The sequence below is a fragment of the Paenibacillus humicola genome (genome assembly GCF_028826105.1).
Lineage (GTDB): Bacteria > Bacillota > Bacilli > Paenibacillales > Paenibacillaceae > Paenibacillus_Z > Paenibacillus_Z humicola.
On the sequence record NZ_JAQGPL010000001.1, the window covers coordinates 2,990,406 to 3,008,826 of the forward strand.

Consider the following 18,421-nt stretch of genomic DNA (forward strand, 5'->3'; position numbering starts at 1 on the left):
TTGACGGCGAATTGTGCTTGCATATCCGATGACATTTTGGACAGGGATTCAGGTTCGTGGGATTTCTATATACGTTGGTCCAACGCATAGGGCCTGCCAGGGAACCGGTTCCCTGGCAGGCCTTTATCGTAGCATGATTTGATGTTAGACTGAAAGGTAGATACAGTTTATACTAAATTTAGCAGCAGCCTAGAGGAAACTGTGTCCGATGAAAAAGCTGTGTATCGGAGAGCAAGTGGCGGATGTCGCCCGGGAGCTGAAGGTACGGTGTAGAAAGTCTCGGAAGAACCAGATCAGCCGCCGATGGCATGCATGGTTGCCGCAGCGGATAAAGGAGAACGAAACCATGAAAAAGTACATCCTCTTCGATCATGATGGTGTTCTGGTTGATACGGAATTCTGGTATTACAAAGCGGGAGAACGCGCTCTGGCTGACATTGGCTTTACCTTGGATAAAGATCAATACCTCCGCGACATGACCCAGTCATTTGGCACTTGGTCCCAAGCGAGGGCGGCTGGTATTGATGAACAGACCATCAGCAAGCAGCGCGAGGTCCGCAACGTCTATTATCAGGAATACCTAAGAACAGAAGCCATAGAGATTGAAGGCGTAGTTGAAACTCTGGCCGTACTGTCAAATTACGTCCGCATGGCCATCGTGACGACAGCAAAACGTGCGGATTTTCAACTTATTCACGAAAAGCGCCGGATTACACCATTCATGGAATTCGTCCTTGTTCGCGAAGATTACGAGCGCACCAAGCCGCACCCGGAACCATACTTAACCGGCCTAAAACGTTTCGGAGCTGCCAAAGAAGAGACCCTGGTGGTAGAGGATTCAAACAGAGGGTTGACCTCAGCCGTGGCGGCTGGTATCGACTGTGTTATTGTTTATAACGACTTCACAAAAACACATGACTTCTCAAAGGCCAGCTATCGAATCAAGAATCTGATTGAACTAAAGGACATTATTCTGAATGTTACTTGAGATAGAAGTGCGGGTGGCGCGACAAACGGAATGTAGATCGAAGAAGAGCGAGTATAAGGTGTATGACTGTCGGACAACAAGAACATCTGCACAACGAAGTCGCATAACAATGCGGCTTTTTTTGTTCCGCTTTGCGAAATGACATTTTCCGTAACACGCCAAACATCCGCATGGGGTGAATGGGGGTTGACCTTTGTCCGGACATTGCACCGCGTTTAACGAGGTTTTTTTCTTGGTTGTCGGAATGAACGATATTTTCCTGACGAACAATATTTGAATGGAAGAAGATTCTTATTCGCTGAAGGAAAATTTACATCTGTCCGTAAAATTTTTATTCTTGAAGCCCTTTTACGCAATAGCTAGACTAAAACGTATTCAGCCAAAAAAATAGAGAGGAGGACAGAACTTACTTATGGGGGAAACAAGGAATATCACGACGATCAACGGGTCACCGGGCGTTTCGACCAAACGATCAAAGATCCGAAAGGATGTCCTGAAAGACAATGTAGAATTATATTCGCTCATGCTTCCGGTTTTCATCTTAATCTTCATCTTCTGTTATATTCCGATTTATGGAATCGTCATTGCCTTTCAGAATTATATTGGAATCCCTTTATCGGTAATGGCGTGGAGTGGGTCGGATTGAAGCATTTTATTCATTTTGTGCAAGGTGAGTATTTCTGGCGGCTGATCAAAAATACGTTGGTTTTAAGCGGGTTGAATTTGCTGTTTGGATTCACAATTCCGATTTTATTTGCGCTTCTTCTTAATGAAATACGCGCTGCGACATTTAAGAAGACGGTACAAACGGCAAGCTACATGCCATACTTTATTTCGGCAGTCGTTGTAGCGGGGATGGTTATTTCTTTTGTGAATACGGATGGGATTAGATTCTTGTATTGCTCGGGATGGGCGACAAAAATTATCGACTGGAACCTACCGCCTTTCCATGGATTTATACGATCACGAATATTTGGAAAGGCTTCGGCTTTGGCAGCATTCTGTACCTATCCACGATATCATCCATCGATCCGGGACTCTACGAATCCGCCAAAATAGACGGCGCGAACCGTTGGCAGCAAATGTAGCATATCACGGTATCCGGAATCAAAAACATCATCGCAATCAATTTGATTATGGCGATCGGGGGAATACTGGGGACAAATAGCGATTTGATCCTGCTTCTTTATACGCCGGCGACCTATGACGTTGCCGATGTAATCGGAACCTATTCGTATCGCTTGGGCATTCTGGGCGGTGAATTCAGCTACATTGCGGCCGCGGGACTGTTCCTGTCACTTATCGGTTTTGGTTTAACCTATACGGCCAACAAAATCAGCAACAAAATCACGGGGTTTGGCTTATGGTAGGGGTGCAATTGTGAAGATAAACAACAAAATTAGCGAAGGTAATCCGGCGGTAACCGTGGTTCTATATGTGCTGGCCGCGATTGTCTGCGTTGTTACCCTGTATCCGATGTATTATGTCTTGATTCTGTCTGTGAGTGAGCCGGCAGCGGCTGCGACGATGCAGGTGTATATGGCCCCAAAAGGGTTTAATCTTTCCTCCTATTCGATCATCGTTAAAGATCCTCAGCTGTGGCGGAAGGCCCTTACAGTCGTCAACGCGCATGAACGCAGAAGCCAGGTGCATATCAAGGAGATGGAGGCCGGTCTCAAGCTGATTGCGAAAGGTCAATTGAATATGAAAGAAATGATCACGCACGTCTTTTCCCTGCATGAGATCGACCGCGCGTACGAGGCGATTCGGACCAAACCGCAAGGTTTTGTCAAATCGGTCATCAAGATCGATTGACCGGGCCGGGTGGAAGGAAATTAAGCTTCAACCACCTTCCTAGACGCAGCGAAAATAATCATCCTCGACATTATGGACGATGTCGTGTTATTTTTTTCAAATCATAGACGAACTAGATGTCCTCAATGCTGGTGTTCTGGATAGAAAAACGCATCGTGCTGAAATGGATGGTCTGCAAAGAAGGGTTAATCGCAAAAGTAAGTATAAGAAGGAGCGGAAGTGATGTTTGAAATCAAATCGGATCGTTTGCGTGTTGAGATTGCGCACCCGAATGAAGTTCCCAATCTAACTACGCGTTTCGACCGTGCGGGATTTATTACCGAAATCGTGCTTGATGGGGTGCATCGATTCTGCGCTACGGAGCCAAATAATCTCTCTCATCCGTCTTCCGGTGGACGCGGGCTTTGCAGCGAATATTTATTTGATGTCAGCGCAGAGGTCCAAGTAGGCGAGCCTTTTCCCAAATTCGGCGTCGGTCTTTTGAAGAAGTTCGAAGACGCACCGTATACGTTCTGGAAAAGATACGAAGCCGAGCCGTACCGCATTCGTGTTGAGGAAAGCAAGAACATCGCCAGATTCATAACGGAACCGCGACTTTGCATGGGCTATGCAATAAGCCAAAAGAAAGAAATATTGGTTATGGATAACATGCTTATCATGCAAATTACGGTTAAAAACGAGGGAGAAAAGCCGATCAGCATCCGCGAATATTGCCATAATTTTCTTACCATCAATTCAATGGCACTTGGGCCGGATTACAAGATTCGCATGGATTCGATCCAAAATAGGGGGAATGACGTGCTGAGCGGGCATATTAAAGGCGATGGTCATGGATTTACCTTTGCGCACTATTCACCTTCACCCGCCTCTGTAAAGGTGACGCCGGAAGAGATACAAATAAGCAGCCCCAAAATATTTGAATGGTCGATGATCAATGAAGCCTCCGGCGCCCGTGTAGACGTGAAGGACGAGATTGATATTTGCGGCATGACGATGTGGTGCGCAGATCATATCGTAAGCGTAGAAACCTTTCACAAGCTGGAGCTCTCGCCGGGTCAAAGCAATAGCTGGCAGCGCACCTGGATTTTTGACAACGTATAAAGAAGCCGTTTATCGGTTTTCACTTCATAAAAAACGCCCAGGCGGCTTCGGTCCAGATTTACATGGGACAGAGGCCGCTTCATTTTGCTTGTAAGCTTGAATAAGAAAAGCAGAGCAGTTTTTTCATCTTCTGCCCTGCTTCTATTTTGCATTGTTTACGAGTGAAAAGAACCCTGTATGCTCAATGGTTTCAAGCATCTCGACCACACTCTTTTTGTCAAATTTCTTTAAAAGGTTTGAAATATGGGTCTTCAATGTCGTCATTTCAGTAAAACGGACTTCCGCTATTTCCTTGTACTTCATGCCGGATCGCAGCAAGTTCAGGATTTCCATTTCCGACGGGGTGAGCTTCAGAATGACCTGAATCGTATAGGCAAGGTTCTCTTGAGCGTTTTTCAATTGGATATATTCCTTCCTCAAATACTCCGCAGCTTCCGGGTGTATAATCGAGCGGTTTTGCGCAGCCCGTATGATGGTGTCAGGTAAATCGGGGTCAGATACGCCTTTTATGAGGTAGTCGCACGCGCCGAATAGAAACGCGTTGGAGATATAATAGTCTGAATTCTGAACCGTATAGATGATCACTTTGGTATTTGGCCGCAGCTTGATGATTTCGCGCATCGCGTAAAGCCCTGCGAGTCTGGACTCGATTTCAATATCCATTACCGCAACGTCAGGGGTGTTATTGGCGGCGAAAGTCACCGCTTCATACCCGCTGCCAACCGAACCAACCAGAGCAAGAGCCGAATTGTTAGCCATAAGGCGCGCGAGCTTACTCCGCGTTTTTTCCGAACCATCCACAACTAGAACTTTTATAGAGTTGTCAGCCGTCTTCATGCCATCACCTTCCGGACGAATGCTCTAAAAATACCTTCGGTCATCCCACATTTGAAAATGCTTTCATGAAAGATTGTGCTGCTATCCCCTTTAACGGCGGAGAGAGCAAGAGCGTTCATAAGGTAAAAGCTGGATTTAATGTTTTATGAAATTGATTCTATTCTATTGAATATTGATTCAAAAAGTCTAGTCATATTCAACGATAGAAGTGATTATAAAAAATCATACTTGACAAACGGAAACGATTTGAAATTCATTTTTTAATACGTTAATTCAGCCATTATGCAGCAAATCGAACCTGCGAAAAACGTAATCTTTTCTAAAAATAAGGGTATAATCGCAAGTTTTTTCATCCTTTACAATAAAGTTGGATGAAAATAAGATGAAATCATAAAATTAACCAGTCGAGAGGACGATTTTTATGGACCAGGCAATGCAGCAGTATCATGAAATGCTGCGTGAAATGTACAGCTATTATCGCAGCCAGCCTACCTGTATGAAGGGACTGCTTTCGAAAAGAAAGGATATCGTCGGAGGTTTCGCGCGTTTTTATACCAAACAGAAACCGGATCGGATTTACTTGATTGGAAGCGGTTCCAGCCTGAATGCCTGCAAAGCGGCAAGTGAATATATGGAAACGATCCTGGGGGTGGAAATAACTTGCGCGCCTCCCAGCACTCCTCCGGTCATCCGAGGTTCGCGCCCGCTTATTCTGGCGGTCTCCCAGGGCGGCAAGTCGTCAAACACCGTGGCTTTGCTGAAAGAACTGCGAAGCGGAGTCCCGACGGTATCGTTTACAGCTGGCGTTGACAATCCCGTTGCGCGCATGGCTGATGTGTCTGTAGACATCTCGGTGGGCGATGAGACTGTTGGCCCCAAAACCAGGGGGGTTACGGGAACGGTGCTTTGCTTATACCTCGCCACGCTCGAAGCCGCACTCTTAAACGGAAATGTAAACGAGGCGAAATATCGCGAAGAAATCGGACTGCTGGAAGAAACGATAGGATACGGCGAGCAAAACTTGGAGGCGTGCGAGAACTTTTACCGCGCTCATCTGGACGATCTGAAAACCGCTCGGCATTTCCTGTTTGTAGGTAAGGGACCGGCGACGGCCGTGGGCGAGGAAGACGCGCTAAAAGTGTTGGAAACGCTATGCTTACCCAGCGCCGGGTATGAGTTTGAGGAATTCCTGCATGGCCCCTCAATTTGTATCCATGAGGAAACCGCCTTATTCCTCTTCAATTCCGGAGACAAAGACAGCGTCCGGATGCGAAAAATGGCGGACATCGCTCGCAAGGCCAGCAAAAACAGTTACATGATTGATCGCACCGGTTCCATGCAGGGCGATCATATCCTTCAGTTGAAATCGGGAGACAGTAAATTCATGTCGCCGTTCGTGGATATTTATTTCGGTCAGCTTATCTCGTCGCTGCTCACCCAGGAGCTGGGGATCGTCCGCCACCCTGCCATACGTTCAATAACTTCTGATATGGACACGAAGACATCGGATTCGGGGAAGTGATGGTCTGAATGAAATATGTAATCGGGGTAGAAGATGGAATGACAAAATATGCAATTAAAGCGATGGATTTGGAAGGGAGGACACTGGCGGAAAAATCGAGAGGCGCGATCAACCGCAAAATAGTCGGAGAGAAAAAAGCCGAACGTTTAGTATCCGAAGTGACCAAAGCCCTTTTGAATGAATTCGGCGCTAAAATAGAAGACTGCAAATGCGTTGTGGTCGGGTCGGTGGGCATTGATTCGTCCGGAGACCTATTAGTGGTAGAGAGTTTTTACGCGGCACTGGGATTTCCTTGTCCCATCTTCTGTATGAACGACGGAAAGGTAGCGCTATACGGGGCGACGGGAGGCGTCGGCGTCGTGGCCATATCAAGCGCGGGCTCCATTGTGGTCGGTCGAAATGAAACGGGAAAAATAACTCGCTCAGGAGGGTATCCTCTCGCCATTATGGGCAATGAAGGTTCCGCTCAGTGGCTCGCGGTTATGGCCCTTAAGCATATGTCAAGGTGGGTCGATGAAAGCGTACCCACGACAAAATTGGTTCAGAATATGATCGAACACTTCCACGGATTCGACTCAAACAAACTGATTAAGTGCGCAAACAGTCTCCGACGCAATCTGATTAAACCGGAAATAGCGTCTCTGGTATACAGCGCGGCAATCGATGGCGATGAGGCTGCCGTGGATATTTTGCGCAAAGGTGCAAGGGAGCTCGTCAATGTGTCGCGGGAGGTGGTTCAGAAGCTTGAATTTGACAAAGAATCCGCTTTTGTGTGTGGAATGTGGGGCAGCGTATTTTATGACTCCGCGATTTTTGCGATAGAGTATAGGCGGCTCTTTTTGCAGGAATATCCGAATTCCAGCCTGGTATGCCCACAGGTTGACGGCGCGGACAGTGCGGCGCAGATGGCTTTGGATTATTTAGGCGGAGAAATTCCGTTTATTACGGAGCTCGAGGAAAATAACAAATAGGAGGAGGCCGGATTATTGAATGTCTCATTTTCGGAAAGAACGCAAACGCATAAGTTCAGAATCCTTTTGACATCGATTTGGAAATACAGGATGGTTTACACCTTATTGGCTCCGGGCCTGATCTGGTATATCGTGTTTGTTTACGGGCCTATGGGCGGACTGTCCTTGGCTTTCAAAAGCTATACGGCGAGCGGCGGAATATGGGGCAGCCCGTGGGCCGGCCTGGTGAACTTCAAATATATATTTCTGGATCAGGCGTTTATGCGTTCGGTCGTTCGTACCTTGGAAATCAATTTGGGAAGAATCGTGTTTCAGTTCCCGATGGCCATTGTGATTGCCCTGCTTTTGAATGAAGTCCTGTTCCTAAAGATGAAAAAAAGCTTGCAAACGATACTTACGTTTCCGCATTTTTTATCGTGGGTGGTACTATCAAGCGTCCTGATTACGGTGCTTTCTTACGACGGGTTTGTTAACGGCATTATTAGGGCGTTTGGATTTAAATCTTTTAATTTTTTAGGAAATGAACCCATTTTTGTCCCCATGCTGTACATTACCGAGATCTGGAAGAATTCGGGCTGGGGGGCAATCATCTACCTGGCTGCCATATCCGGCATTGATGCAGAGCAGTACGAGGCCGCAGCCATTGACGGGGTAAATCGGTTTCAACGAATATTTCACATTACGCTGCCCAGTATTATGCCTACGATTATCGTAATGTTTATCCTCACGATGGGCGGTCTGATGTCCACAGGATTCGATCAGATTTTCAATCTAAGCAATGACGCGGTACGTGAAGCAGCTGAAACGCTGGATATGTATATTTATAAAATTTCATTCCAAAGCGCGCCGGATTTTTCTTACTCAACGGCGGTAAGCCTTTTCCGTTCCGTCATTAATATGGCATTTTTATTGCTGGCAGATCGCATCGCAAAGCTAGCGGGTAAAGAAGGCCTAATGGGCTAGGAGGGAGGAGGGGCTATGAAATCAACGAATGGCTTGAAAAGAAAGACGATAGGCGATTATCTGATTCCTGCTTTTCTCATTATATGGGGAATCATCGTCCTGTTTCCGTTTTTCAGCGTTGTCGTGATTTCCTTTACATCGGAGACCGAATACATAAAGACCCCGTTGCTTCTTTTTCCAACGGAGCCGACGCTGGAATCGTACAAGCGGATCTTTGAGGACGGGCGCATCGTGAGCGGTTATTTGACTACATTTAAGCTCTTGGCCATGTCGTTGCCGCTCAGTTTATTTCTTACCATCAGTTTTGCTTATGGGATGAGCCGCAAAGATTTCCCCGGACGCCGATTCATCTTTTACTTTGTGTTGATCGCTATGATTTTTGACGGCGGAATCATCCCTTTATATATGCTCATGAAGGATCTGCACCTGGTGCCCAATCATTTATGGGCTGTCGTTCTGGCAAACACAGTGAGTACCTTTTATATGATACTCATGCACAATTTCTTCAAATCCCTGCCCGATTCGCTTATGGAATCGGCGAGGATAGACGGAGCGGGGGAGTGGCGCATTCTTGCCAAAATTGTGCTGCCGCTGTCCGCGCCCGTGATTGCCACGATCACCTTATTCTACACCGTGGACCGCTGGAATGAATGGTTTAACCCCATGATTTTTCTTCAAAAAGGGTATCTTCAACCGCTGCAGCTGGTACTGCGAAGCATTGTAATCGATGCGCAAATGGACATGGTGAAATCCGACATGGACACGATCGAGCTTGCGTCAAATTTCGCTATGGGCGTAAAAACAGCCGCTATCATATGTACAATGCTTCCGGTTATGCTGTTCTTCCCGTTCCTGCAAAAACACTTTGTGAAAGGTATTATGGTCGGCGCAGTCAAATAACCATATTCCGCCGATTGATAATAAAAATGATTAAAAAAGGGAGATAATTTTATGAAAAAAACAAAAACGATCGGTTCTCTCCTGGTGTCGGTCATGCTGGCAGGTGTTGTTTCGGCATGTTCGTCATCCAATGAGGCCCATGAGACCGCATCCCCGGCCGCATCTGCACCGGCGTCGTCGGGAGCCGCAGGGCAAGAACAAAATAAGTATGCCAAGCATATGACCATTTCGTATGCTGTCGGCAACAACAATCTTGACGTAAACGACGATGTATTTGCAAAGATCTGGAAGGATAAATACAATTTCGATTGGGAAATCAGGCCGGTAGCATCCAATAATAACAGTGAAACGTTTCGCATCTGGATCAATTCCGGCGATATGGCCGATATGGGGAGCTGGAACTACAATCATTCCGAGTATGTTTCTTATGTCAAACAAGGACTGCTTAAGGAATTGCCCAAAGGCTGGCGTGAGAAGTGGCCGAACCTCGCCGCGGCCCAAGATCGGACTGGCATTTATAAATATGTTGAGGATCAAGTGGTCAGTGACAATATTCTGTTTAAGCCGATCATGGCCGACAACTATCCGTTAGACAAACTGATCAATCACGATGGAATTTGGTTCCGCGCGGATTGGGTCCGTGCTGTTGGCGCCGAGGTAAAGGATCATTACACCGTTGCTGAAATCATGGATATCGCGCGGAAGATCAAGCAGCAGGATCCCGGCAAAGTCGGCGAGAAGCTGATTCCGATTGACGTTCCCACTGTCGGGCTTTGGGTTATGTTTGTATGGCCCAACGCTACGCATTACCAGGAGGTCTCCCAGTTCTATCAGGATGCTGACGGCGTGTTTCATTGGGGACTCGCCGATCCGGAGATTCTGAAAGGGTTGAAGCTTTGGCGGCAGGCCTATGACGAGGGGCTGCTGAATCCGGAGTATTACAATCTGCCGGATGGACCTCAAACGGAAGCGCAAATGTATACCGCCGGCATATCTGCGATGAATCAAGCCGCGGGTATGGCCAGCGTGGGCACCCGGCAGGCCAGCTTTATGGGCTCGAATTTGGGCGTTGATCCTAGCGAGTCGTTGAGCTATGCGTTTTTAACGGATGATAACGGCGTTTATCGGGCCAATGAAATCCCCAATTTCGCGGGCAGTCTTATTTTTAACCCGAAGCTGGACGATGCCAAGTTTGAACGCATACTCGACATTCTCGACGAGTCCGCTTCTAAAGAAGGGCAGGACTTAATTAACATGGGTATTGAAGGCACGGACTGGAAGAAAAACCCCGACGGCACGATCGTTAACTTGAACGGGAACCTCCAAATTTCCGAGAAATACAAGAGTATCCCGAACCTTTGGTCCTCCCTGCTCCTTCTGCGCGACAATTATCAGCTGGTTAATCCGACATTGCCGCAGATTTGGCGCGATAAAGCCATCAAGCAGTATAAGGAAAAAACCGAGCTCACCGATCCCAATAATCCCGAGATTTTTGCGAAGCTCGACCCGGACGTATATTTTTATAATTCACCCGCGCGTTCCCGCGCTGTTATGAACATTCCTGCAGAATTATCGGGCATTGTTCTGAAGGGACCTGATGTAGAGGCCAACTGGAACGCTTGGGTCAAGGAAAAGATGCCGCTGATTCAGCCGGTTCTGGATGAGCTTACCGCGATGAAGAAAAAGAAAAAATAGGATGGCCGGAAGTCCCCCGTTACCCCCGGTTTCAGGATCGTAAATCCGTTATTGGGGGTAATATTTCCATGAAAATTGAAAGGACGAAGCGGAATGAGCGGAAGAAAGAAGCTATTCATTGATGGCAGGTGGCTTGAAGCGCTCAACTACGAGAATCTGAAATCGCCCTACTCAGAGGAGACGATTGCTGAAATTCCACATGCTGCGATAGAAGAGACCGAAGCTGCAATTGCCGCTGCCGATCGTGCCGCTAAGGTCATGGCTGAGATGACGTGCCATCAGAGAGCCGAAATTTTGGATAACGTTACTTCGCTCTTGGCCAAACGAGCCGAGGAGGCGGCCCGGCTGATCGCCGTTGAAGCCGCCAAGCCGCTCGCCATGGCCCGCGCGGAAGTGCAGCGTACGATCATGACCTACAAGTTTTCCTCGGAGGAAGCAAGGCGCATTCACGGTGAGCAAATCGCGATAGATGCCGCGCCCGGCGGGGAAAACCGGACAGCCTACACGATCAGGGAGCCGCTGGGAGCCGTCGGCGCCATTACGCCATTCAACTTTCCAATGAATCTTGTCGCCCATAAGGTCGGACCTGCGATTGCAGCCGGCAACTCGGTCGTGTTGAAACCCGCTTCGCAAACTCCGCTAAGTTCGTTGTTCGCAGCCGGATTGTTTGCTGAAGCCGGTCTTCCCGCCGGAGCATTAAATGTTGTGACGGGCAGCGGAAAAACCGTTGGCGACCAGATCGTGACGGATCCGCGTATCAAAGCCGTAACGTTTACGGGAAGTCCGGAAGTCGGAAAGGAAATTCGCCGCAGATCGGGGTTAAAGCGGTTGACCTTGGAGCTCGGCTCGAATTCGGCGTTGATCGTCGACCGGGACGTTGACATCGACGAAATTATGGCCCGCTGCGTCGCCAGCTCGTTCAGTTTCCAGGGGCAGGTGTGCATTTCGCTGCAGCGGATTTATGTTCATGAAGAGATTTACGACGAATTTGTCAACAAGTTCGTAGAGACGACACAGAAACTGACCGTCGGAGACCCGCTGGACGAAAGGACCGATCTTTCCGCCATGATCAGCCGGAAAGACGTCGAGCGAGCGTTGAGCTGGATTGCGGAAGCCAAACAGAACGGTGCGGCGATCGCCGCAGGGGGAACCGCCGAGCGCAATATTGTTCTGCCTACCGTATTGCTCGGAGTCGATCCGAAGACGAAAGTTTCCTGCCAGGAAGCTTTTGCGCCTATCGTGCTCATCAATAAGGTGAAATCTGTTGAGGAGGCCGTGAATGACGTTAACGACTCGCGCTTCGGACTGCAAGCCGGCATTTATACCGCGAATATGCATCATGCTTTTTACGCGGCAAAAAAACTGCAAGTCGGAGGTGTAATGCTCAATGATACGCCTTCATTTCGGGTGGATCAGATGCCCTACGGCGGCGTGAAGGACAGCGGCACGGGCCGTGAGGGAGTCAAATATGCCGCCCAGGAAATGACGGAAATGAAGCTGATCGTGATTAACCACAATATTACGCACGCCCGTCCGTGAGAGGGGATTCGCCATGATCATCGGCTTTTTCATAATAAAGCGGCGTGAGGAGAAGAAAGATGACTGATAATCAACGATTGAGGGAATTGGATCGCAAGCATTTGCTGCATCCGACCAGCCCGATTAAGGATCAATACGAACGCGGACCGTCTGTCATCATGCAGCGGGGCGAAGGCATTTATGTATACGATACCGAAGGAAAACAGTATCTCGACGGGTTATCTTCCCTCTGGAACGTCAATGTGGGCCACGGGAGGCAGGAACTGGCGCAAGCGGCTATGGAGCAAATGACCAAGCTGGCCTACAGCCATTCCTTCAACCGGTTTTCCCATGAGCCGGCCATCCTGTTGGCCGAAAAAGTGGCGTCTCTCACGCCGGCCGACTTGAACGTCTGCCATTTCACCTCGGGCGGCTCGGAATCGAACGATACGGCATTTAAATTGGTTCGCCAATATTTTAAATTGAAGGGCGAGACGAACCGCTATAAAATCATCGCCCGTTATCGCGCCTATCATGGCGTGACGATCGGCGCGACGAGCGCCACCGGCATCCCGATATTCCGCCAGACGGGCGGACCGCTCGCGGGTGGATTCGTACAAGCGGGTGCCCCATACAGCTATCGCTGCGAAAAGTGCGAATCCTGCGCCGAAGGCGGCGCCACCTGCGCGGTGCAAAGTATGGAGGAGGCGCTTCTCCGGGAAGGTCCTGACACCGTGGCTGCGGTTATTGTCGAACCGATTCAGGGAGCAGGCGGAGTAATCGTTCCGCCGCCCGGCTACATGCGCGAAATCCGCCGTCTTTGCGACAAGTACGGCATTCTGATGATCGCCGACGAGGTCATTACCGGCTTTGGACGAACCGGGAAATGGTTCGGCATGGAGCACGAGGGTGCTGCTGCCGACCTGATGACGTTTGCGAAAGGGATTACGAGCGGGTACATACCGCTTGGCGGCGTGATTTTGAACGACGGCTTGCACAAGGAGCTCGCGGAGCTGTCTACCGCGGTATTGCCGCATGGCTATACCTATAGCGGACATCCGACCGCCTGCGCAGTGGCGCTTAAAAATTTGCAGATTATCGAACGGGAAAATCTGGTTGCGAATGCTGCCTCCATGGGCCAAGTTCTTGGCGCCGGTTTGCAGCAGTTGAAGCGGGAGTCGGATATTGTGGGCAATGTCACGTACAGGGGGCTGCTTGCTTCGGTTGAGCTCGTCGAAAACAAGGCGGACAAACGGGCGTTTCCGGCAGCCAAGAAGGCCGCACAGCTCGTATTCGACAAGGCGATGGAAAAAGGGCTGATCACGCGCGCGATCTCGATCGACAATACGGACATCATTGCTTTGTGTCCTCCTTTGACCATTCAGAAGGATCAGGTAGAGTCGCTCATCGACATCCTGGCGGCATCAATTGCCGATGCAAGAAAGGAACTGTTGGGTTGATTGCATGCGCGCCGGGGAACGGACGACGGGCTCGGCTTTCAGCCGCTCGTCCTGTTCGCCGACCGGGAAACATTTTGGCGCGATTCGTGCGTACTGGAACATGATCGCATTGGGAGCAAACAAGGAGGGGACAGGGTGGGAGAAACCTTAAGCGTGCTGGGGGCGGGACAGATGGGCCATTCCATCGCGCTGACGGCGGCATGGGCCGGTTTTTCGGTCGTTTTGCAGGGGAACAGCGAAGCCGGTCTGGCGCGCGCGGACAAAGGAATTTGCAACAAGCTGGAGTTACTGGCCGACAACGGTCTGATCAAGCAGGAGGAAATGACGACGATACGCAGGCGTATCCGTACTACGGTTTCGGTGCCGGACGCTGCAGCAAGCGCGAGCTTCGTGATCGAGTCGATTCCCGAGCAGCTGGAGCTGAAGCGGCAGCTTTACGAGCAGCTGGATACACTGTGCGATGAACGTGTAATACTCGCAAGCAATACGTCCGGGCTGAGCCCGACGGCGATTGCCGGGCGGATGAAGCGGCCGGAACGGATGATCGTCACACACTTTTGGAATCCTGCGCATTTGCTGCCGCTCGTCGAGGTCGTACGCGGGGAGAAAACCGACGACAAGACGGCGGATCGGGCGATGCAGCTGCTGCGGGCAATGGACAAAAAACCGATTCTCGTGAAAAAGGATGCGCTCGGATCGGTCGGCAACCGGCTTCAGTATGCGCTGTTTCGGGAGGCGCAGTATATTTTGGAGCAGGGCATCGCCAGCATGGAGGATATCGACGACGCCGTGACGTACAGCCTCGGGCGCCGGCTCGCGGTAACCGGTCCTTTCATGACGGCTGACATGGGCGGTCTTGACTTGTTTGACGCCATTTCGGGCTATTTGTTTGCCGATTTGAGCAAGGCCGATCGATCGTTCGAGGCTATGCGCTTGCTGGTTGACAGCGGCATGTACGGGCTGAAAACCGGCGCCGGCTTTTACGAGTGGGACGAAGCGTTTTCCGCGCAAATGACCAAGGCCCGGGAGCAGGAGCTCATTCGGTATTTAAAGTGCGACAGAGGGCTGGAATAGCCTGAATGTCGAATGAATTTTTCACGGCCCGATCGATCATCGCCCTGTTTTGAGACGTACGACCGGATTTAACAAAAAAAGAAAGGCGGTTTTACCATGTACCAGCCTCTGCTCGATCAGCTCAAAGAGAGCCGTTATATCCGCAGGTCCATGAAGGTGGACGAATCGGATTCGGCTTATGAACGCTGGCGCAAGAAGCCCGTTTTGAAGTCCCGTGAGCTTCTGCTTTGCGAAAATTTCGATTCCCTGATCCAAAAGGGCCCAGGTACTATTCACAGGGATTTTACAAACACCATATCCGGCAAGGGAAGCGTCCGGCTGGACACGCCCACTTCAACGGCTGTCAAAAGACCCAACAACCGCAGATACGACGAGCCCGGCATATTATTTCCGCTGCAGCACGAAAATCTCTATGAGTACAACCGCATCTCGCTTTGGGTCTATGTGAACTCTCCCGGTTTTTCCAGCCAATTTGTCCTGGTTGCACTGCACAATGAGGGGGAGCACATCATGCCAGTGCCCGGCCGTTTTGAAGGCACTCATCACGCTGACATGACGCCCGGCCGGTGGACACAGATTATCTGGGAGCTCCCCGATATTTATCGCGACAATGTCACCGGTATCTCGGTAGGCACTTTCCTGCCCGGCTCGCCCATGAATGCCTCGGACAGCATGTCCTTGTATATCGACGATTTGCGGATTGAATCGGTAGAGCCCGAAAAGAGCCGCGGATGGGACCTTCCGGCAGGTTCCATAGCATACTGTCACAGCGGCTACTTGAGTAATGCGCGCAAACAGGCGCTGGTACAGGGCTCGCATGCCGAAACCTTTTCATTGGCCGATGATAAGGGTGAAACCGTGTACACCGGCAAAGTAACGGCTTGCGAAAACGGCTTTGGCCTTTTGGATTTCTCCGGTTTTCAAACACCCGGCTTCTATACGATTGCTGCAGGAGAACTGACTTCCAAAGCCATTCCCATCGGCCCGGACGCCTTTCTCGCCGCCGCCTGGAAGAGCCTTAATTTCTTTTTTACCGAGCGCTGCGGCTTTGAAGTGCCGGAACTGCACATCGAATGCCATCTCGATACTTTTTGCAAACACCCCGACGGACGCACGATACCTATACATGGCGGCTGGCACGATGCCGGAGATTTATCGCAGTCTATAGACAAAACCGCAGATGTCATTGTCGCCATGCTGGATCTCGGCGACGCCACCCGCGAAACGCAGCCGGATCTATCCGACCGCGTACTGGAGGAAGCCCGCTGGGGACTGAACTGGGCAATGCGCACCCGTTTTGGCGACGGTTACCGTCATACCAGTCTCACAAAGGGCATCTGGACCAAAAATTACCGCGGCGATAAGGACGACATGACGGGGGAGGCGAAGAATACCGCCATTCATAACTACACCGCCGCCTATACCTGCGCCTACGGTGCGCCGTTTTACAAATGGGACCGGAATTTTTACGACTGGTGCGTCAAGTGCGCCAGTGAAGACTTTTTCTTTGCCGAAGAAACGATTGTCTCTTCGAACGATAACAGCTTGATGTCCGAGCGTATCGCAGCGGCCGTTTCAGCCGCCGCCATGCTCTACCGCGTGACCGGCGAGACACGTTTTCTTGACGCAGCGGCGAACCGTGCCCGGCAGCTGGCTCAATGCCAGCAGTTGGAGCGCAGGACGGACTTTTCCCTTCCGCTGCACGGCTACTTCTACGAAGATCGCGATAAAACAAGGCCCATCAGCTTTTACCACCGCAGTTATGAGCATTTCTTCATGATGGGCTTCATATTGCTGCTCGAAGGCGCGCCGGATCACCCGGATGCAGGGTTGTGGAGGCAATGCGTGGACGCTTACACCGACTATATCAAGGAAACCGCACACGTCATGGAGCCCTACGGCATATTGCCTGCAGGCATATATGAACTGGGCAACACCGATTATTCCAAGATGTCGCACGAGGGGTCAAAGGACATTGGCGGTCCGACGATCGAAGAATACAATGCGCAGGTGAAAAACGGGATCAAGCTGAACGAAAACACGTATTTGCGGAGATTTCCGGTGTCCTACCAGTTCCGCGGCTTTCATGCGACCTTACTGAGCAAGGCCAAAAACGTTTTCACCCTGGCAAGGTTCCTGGGCGACCGCGAGCTTTATGACTTGGCCGCCAGACAGCTGGAATATGTTTTGGGTTTCAACCCCTTTGCCATGAGTACCATGTATGGAGAAGGTTATGATTATCCTCCGCTTTACGGCGGCTTTGCAGGCCAGCCTGTAGGCGCCGTGCCTGTCGGCTTCGAGACTTTCGAAAACGAAGACGAGCCCTACATGCCTATGCAAAATAACTGCACTTATAAGGAAGTATGGGTGTGCAGCACTGCGCGCGTGATGTGGAGTATTGCAGAGGTTTACAAGGGCATCTGATTCCTTTTTTCCGCCAAAAAGGCAACGCCGAAGCAGCCCTTGCCATTAGAGGGAGGCAGGGGCTGTTTCGGCGTTTGTTACACTCGATATCCCGTTTCCGTGTCAACACGGTTAAGCAGGGGTTCGTCCGCTTGCAGACGGCGCAGATTTTCACACCAGACCTCGATGATGGAAGGATAGATTTCGCCGAATTCGTCACCGCCGGCGCAATGGGGAGTAATCATCGCCGTTTTAATCTTCCACAGGCGATGGGTTTCAGGGAGAGGCTCCGGATCTACCACGTCGAGGCCCGCGCCTGCCAGCGCGCCGCTTTCCAGCGCGTCGCAGAGCGCCTCGGTGTCGACCGCCGAACCCCGTCCCACATTAAGCAGGAACGCTCCTTGCTTCATTTTCGCGATGCGTTCGCGGCTGAATAAGCCCTCCGTTTCCGGGTGGTTCGGCAAACACAAAGCGACAATGTCGCATTGCGGCAAAATATCGTCAATTTGATCCAATCGATACAGAGCATCCAGATAATCGGGTTTTTTATCGACGTGCCGGCGAATGCCGAAAACCTTCGCGCCGAGCGCGTGCATTTTTTGAGCATACCGTGCCCCGATATCGCCGATACCGACAACCAGTACAGAAGAACGCGCTACAATCCCGATGCGCCCCAGATGCTTCCAACTGCGCTCATGCTGGAGATCGCGGTACAGGTGAAGCTTGCGCATGAGGACGAGCGTATGGGCAAGCAGAAATTCGGAGATGGCAAGCCCGTAAGCGCCCGAGCAGTTACACAGCATAGCGCCATTCGGCAGCACGCCCGGCTTCACATACCGGTCATGCCCGGCTGTCTGGAGCTGCAGCCATTCCAACCTCCCGCATAAGGAAAGCTGTGCTTCGCTGGGGTTCCCCCAGATATAGGAGGCTCGCTTGAGATCTTCTTCCGAAGGAGGCTGCTTCTCGCAGTAGACGATATCGAGCTCAGGTGCAAGCGCCTCCAGCTTCGCGCGAAATTCAGGTAAAAAGGTCATCACGACAAGCAAAGTCTTTTTCATTAAACAGTCCTCCTGTGTTGGCGGTAAAGGGAGCCTTTGTCCGGCACCGGCAATTCCGGATAAGGGTATCTCTCATTTTTTACATTATACTAAAAGTTTTCAAATGATTAGGATGA

16 protein-coding genes are annotated in these 18,421 nt (G+C 50.4%); 14 read left to right on the forward strand and 2 right to left on the reverse strand.

Annotated features, from left to right (window positions below; genetic code table 11):
• Positions 1-208 precede the first annotated feature (208 nt).
• The 5 genes from PD282_RS13735 to PD282_RS13755 all read left to right on the forward strand — a co-directional run bounded on the left by PD282_RS13735 (position 209) and on the right by PD282_RS13755 (position 3,904).
• Positions 209-988, forward strand: a complete 780-nt coding sequence (locus PD282_RS13735) for an HAD family hydrolase (RefSeq protein WP_274651241.1) — start codon at positions 209-211, stop codon at positions 986-988.
• A 908-nt stretch (positions 989-1,896) separates the two neighbouring features.
• On the forward strand, positions 1,897-2,076 hold the full coding sequence (locus PD282_RS27370; protein WP_338045251.1) for an ABC transporter permease subunit: 180 nt from the start codon (positions 1,897-1,899) through the stop codon (positions 2,074-2,076).
• A gap of 84 nt (positions 2,077-2,160) precedes the next feature.
• Positions 2,161-2,358 carry a hypothetical protein gene (locus PD282_RS13745; RefSeq protein WP_274651243.1) on the forward strand — a complete coding sequence of 66 codons (198 nt, stop codon included), beginning with the start codon at positions 2,161-2,163 and terminating at the stop codon, positions 2,356-2,358.
• A 10-nt stretch (positions 2,359-2,368) separates the two neighbouring features.
• The gene (locus PD282_RS13750) at positions 2,369-2,803 is read left to right on the forward strand and encodes an MDR/zinc-dependent alcohol dehydrogenase-like family protein (protein WP_274651244.1); all 435 of its coding nucleotides are present in this window, start codon (positions 2,369-2,371) and stop codon (positions 2,801-2,803) included.
• Positions 2,804-3,025: 222 nt separating this feature from the next.
• Entirely contained in the window at positions 3,026-3,904 is an 879-nt protein-coding gene (locus PD282_RS13755; RefSeq protein ID WP_274651245.1) for a hypothetical protein, read from the forward strand.
• Between the two features lie 141 nt (positions 3,905-4,045).
• Here the strand turns inward: PD282_RS13755 and PD282_RS13760 are convergent, their stop codons facing one another.
• Positions 4,046-4,741, reverse strand: a complete 696-nt coding sequence (locus PD282_RS13760; RefSeq protein WP_274651246.1) for a response regulator transcription factor — start codon at positions 4,739-4,741, stop codon at positions 4,046-4,048.
• Positions 4,742-5,162: 421 nt separating this feature from the next.
• On the opposite strand from PD282_RS13760, the gene PD282_RS13765 reads away from it, so the two are divergent.
• From PD282_RS13765 to PD282_RS13805, 9 genes are all read left to right on the forward strand, one after another.
• Positions 5,163-6,263: an SIS domain-containing protein gene (locus PD282_RS13765; protein WP_274651247.1), complete on the forward strand. Its 1,101-nt coding sequence runs from the start codon at positions 5,163-5,165 to the stop codon at positions 6,261-6,263.
• 8 nt (positions 6,264-6,271) lie between these two features.
• Positions 6,272-7,234 (forward strand): BadF/BadG/BcrA/BcrD ATPase family protein, encoded by a 963-nt coding sequence (locus PD282_RS13770; protein ID WP_274651248.1) that lies wholly within the window; start codon positions 6,272-6,274, stop codon positions 7,232-7,234.
• Positions 7,235-7,249: 15 nt separating this feature from the next.
• Entirely contained in the window at positions 7,250-8,197 is a 948-nt protein-coding gene (locus PD282_RS13775) for an ABC transporter permease (RefSeq protein ID WP_338045190.1), read from the forward strand.
• 15 nt (positions 8,198-8,212) lie between these two features.
• Positions 8,213-9,097, forward strand: a complete 885-nt coding sequence (locus PD282_RS13780; protein ID WP_274651249.1) for a carbohydrate ABC transporter permease — start codon at positions 8,213-8,215, stop codon at positions 9,095-9,097.
• Positions 9,098-9,148: 51 nt separating this feature from the next.
• The gene (locus tag PD282_RS13785) at positions 9,149-10,792 is read left to right on the forward strand and encodes a type 2 periplasmic-binding domain-containing protein (protein ID WP_274651250.1); all 1,644 of its coding nucleotides are present in this window, start codon (positions 9,149-9,151) and stop codon (positions 10,790-10,792) included.
• A gap of 93 nt (positions 10,793-10,885) precedes the next feature.
• The gene (locus tag PD282_RS13790) at positions 10,886-12,331 is read left to right on the forward strand and encodes an aldehyde dehydrogenase family protein (protein ID WP_274651251.1); all 1,446 of its coding nucleotides are present in this window, start codon (positions 10,886-10,888) and stop codon (positions 12,329-12,331) included.
• A gap of 59 nt (positions 12,332-12,390) precedes the next feature.
• Complete coding sequence (locus PD282_RS13795) at positions 12,391-13,770, forward strand: aminotransferase family protein (RefSeq protein WP_274651252.1); 1,380 nt, start codon at positions 12,391-12,393, stop codon at positions 13,768-13,770.
• Between the two features lie 135 nt (positions 13,771-13,905).
• Entirely contained in the window at positions 13,906-14,844 is a 939-nt protein-coding gene (locus PD282_RS13800; RefSeq protein ID WP_274651253.1) for a 3-hydroxyacyl-CoA dehydrogenase family protein, read from the forward strand.
• Between the two features lie 96 nt (positions 14,845-14,940).
• Positions 14,941-17,268 carry a glycoside hydrolase family 9 protein gene (locus tag PD282_RS13805; protein ID WP_274651254.1) on the forward strand — a complete coding sequence of 776 codons (2,328 nt, stop codon included), beginning with the start codon at positions 14,941-14,943 and terminating at the stop codon, positions 17,266-17,268.
• A gap of 77 nt (positions 17,269-17,345) precedes the next feature.
• On the opposite strand, the gene PD282_RS13810 is transcribed toward PD282_RS13805, so the two are convergent.
• Complete coding sequence (locus tag PD282_RS13810) at positions 17,346-18,305, reverse strand: D-2-hydroxyacid dehydrogenase (protein ID WP_274651255.1); 960 nt, start codon at positions 18,303-18,305, stop codon at positions 17,346-17,348.
• Between the last annotated feature and the right edge of the window lie 116 nt (positions 18,306-18,421).

Bases quoted from the DNA above. Each gene is read 5' to 3' on its own strand.
- PD282_RS13735 (WP_274651241.1), top strand. From the start codon at position 209: ATGAAAAAGCTGTGTATCGGAGAGCAAGTGGCGGATGTCGCCCGGGAG.
- PD282_RS27370 (WP_338045251.1), top strand. From the start codon at position 1,897: ATGGGCGACAAAAATTATCGACTGGAACCTACCGCCTTTCCATGGATT.
- PD282_RS13755 (WP_274651245.1), top strand. From the start codon at position 3,026: ATGTTTGAAATCAAATCGGATCGTTTGCGTGTTGAGATTGCGCACCCG.
- PD282_RS13760 (WP_274651246.1), bottom strand. From the start codon at position 4,741: ATGAAGACGGCTGACAACTCTATAAAAGTTCTAGTTGTGGATGGTTCG.
- PD282_RS13765 (WP_274651247.1), top strand. From the start codon at position 5,163: ATGGACCAGGCAATGCAGCAGTATCATGAAATGCTGCGTGAAATGTAC.
- PD282_RS13770 (WP_274651248.1), top strand. From the start codon at position 6,272: ATGAAATATGTAATCGGGGTAGAAGATGGAATGACAAAATATGCAATT.
- PD282_RS13780 (WP_274651249.1), top strand. From the start codon at position 8,213: ATGAAATCAACGAATGGCTTGAAAAGAAAGACGATAGGCGATTATCTG.
- PD282_RS13785 (WP_274651250.1), top strand. From the start codon at position 9,149: ATGAAAAAAACAAAAACGATCGGTTCTCTCCTGGTGTCGGTCATGCTG.
- PD282_RS13790 (WP_274651251.1), top strand. From the start codon at position 10,886: ATGAGCGGAAGAAAGAAGCTATTCATTGATGGCAGGTGGCTTGAAGCG.
- PD282_RS13795 (WP_274651252.1), top strand. From the start codon at position 12,391: ATGACTGATAATCAACGATTGAGGGAATTGGATCGCAAGCATTTGCTG.
- PD282_RS13805 (WP_274651254.1), top strand. From the start codon at position 14,941: ATGTACCAGCCTCTGCTCGATCAGCTCAAAGAGAGCCGTTATATCCGC.
- PD282_RS13810 (WP_274651255.1), bottom strand. From the start codon at position 18,305: ATGAAAAAGACTTTGCTTGTCGTGATGACCTTTTTACCTGAATTTCGC.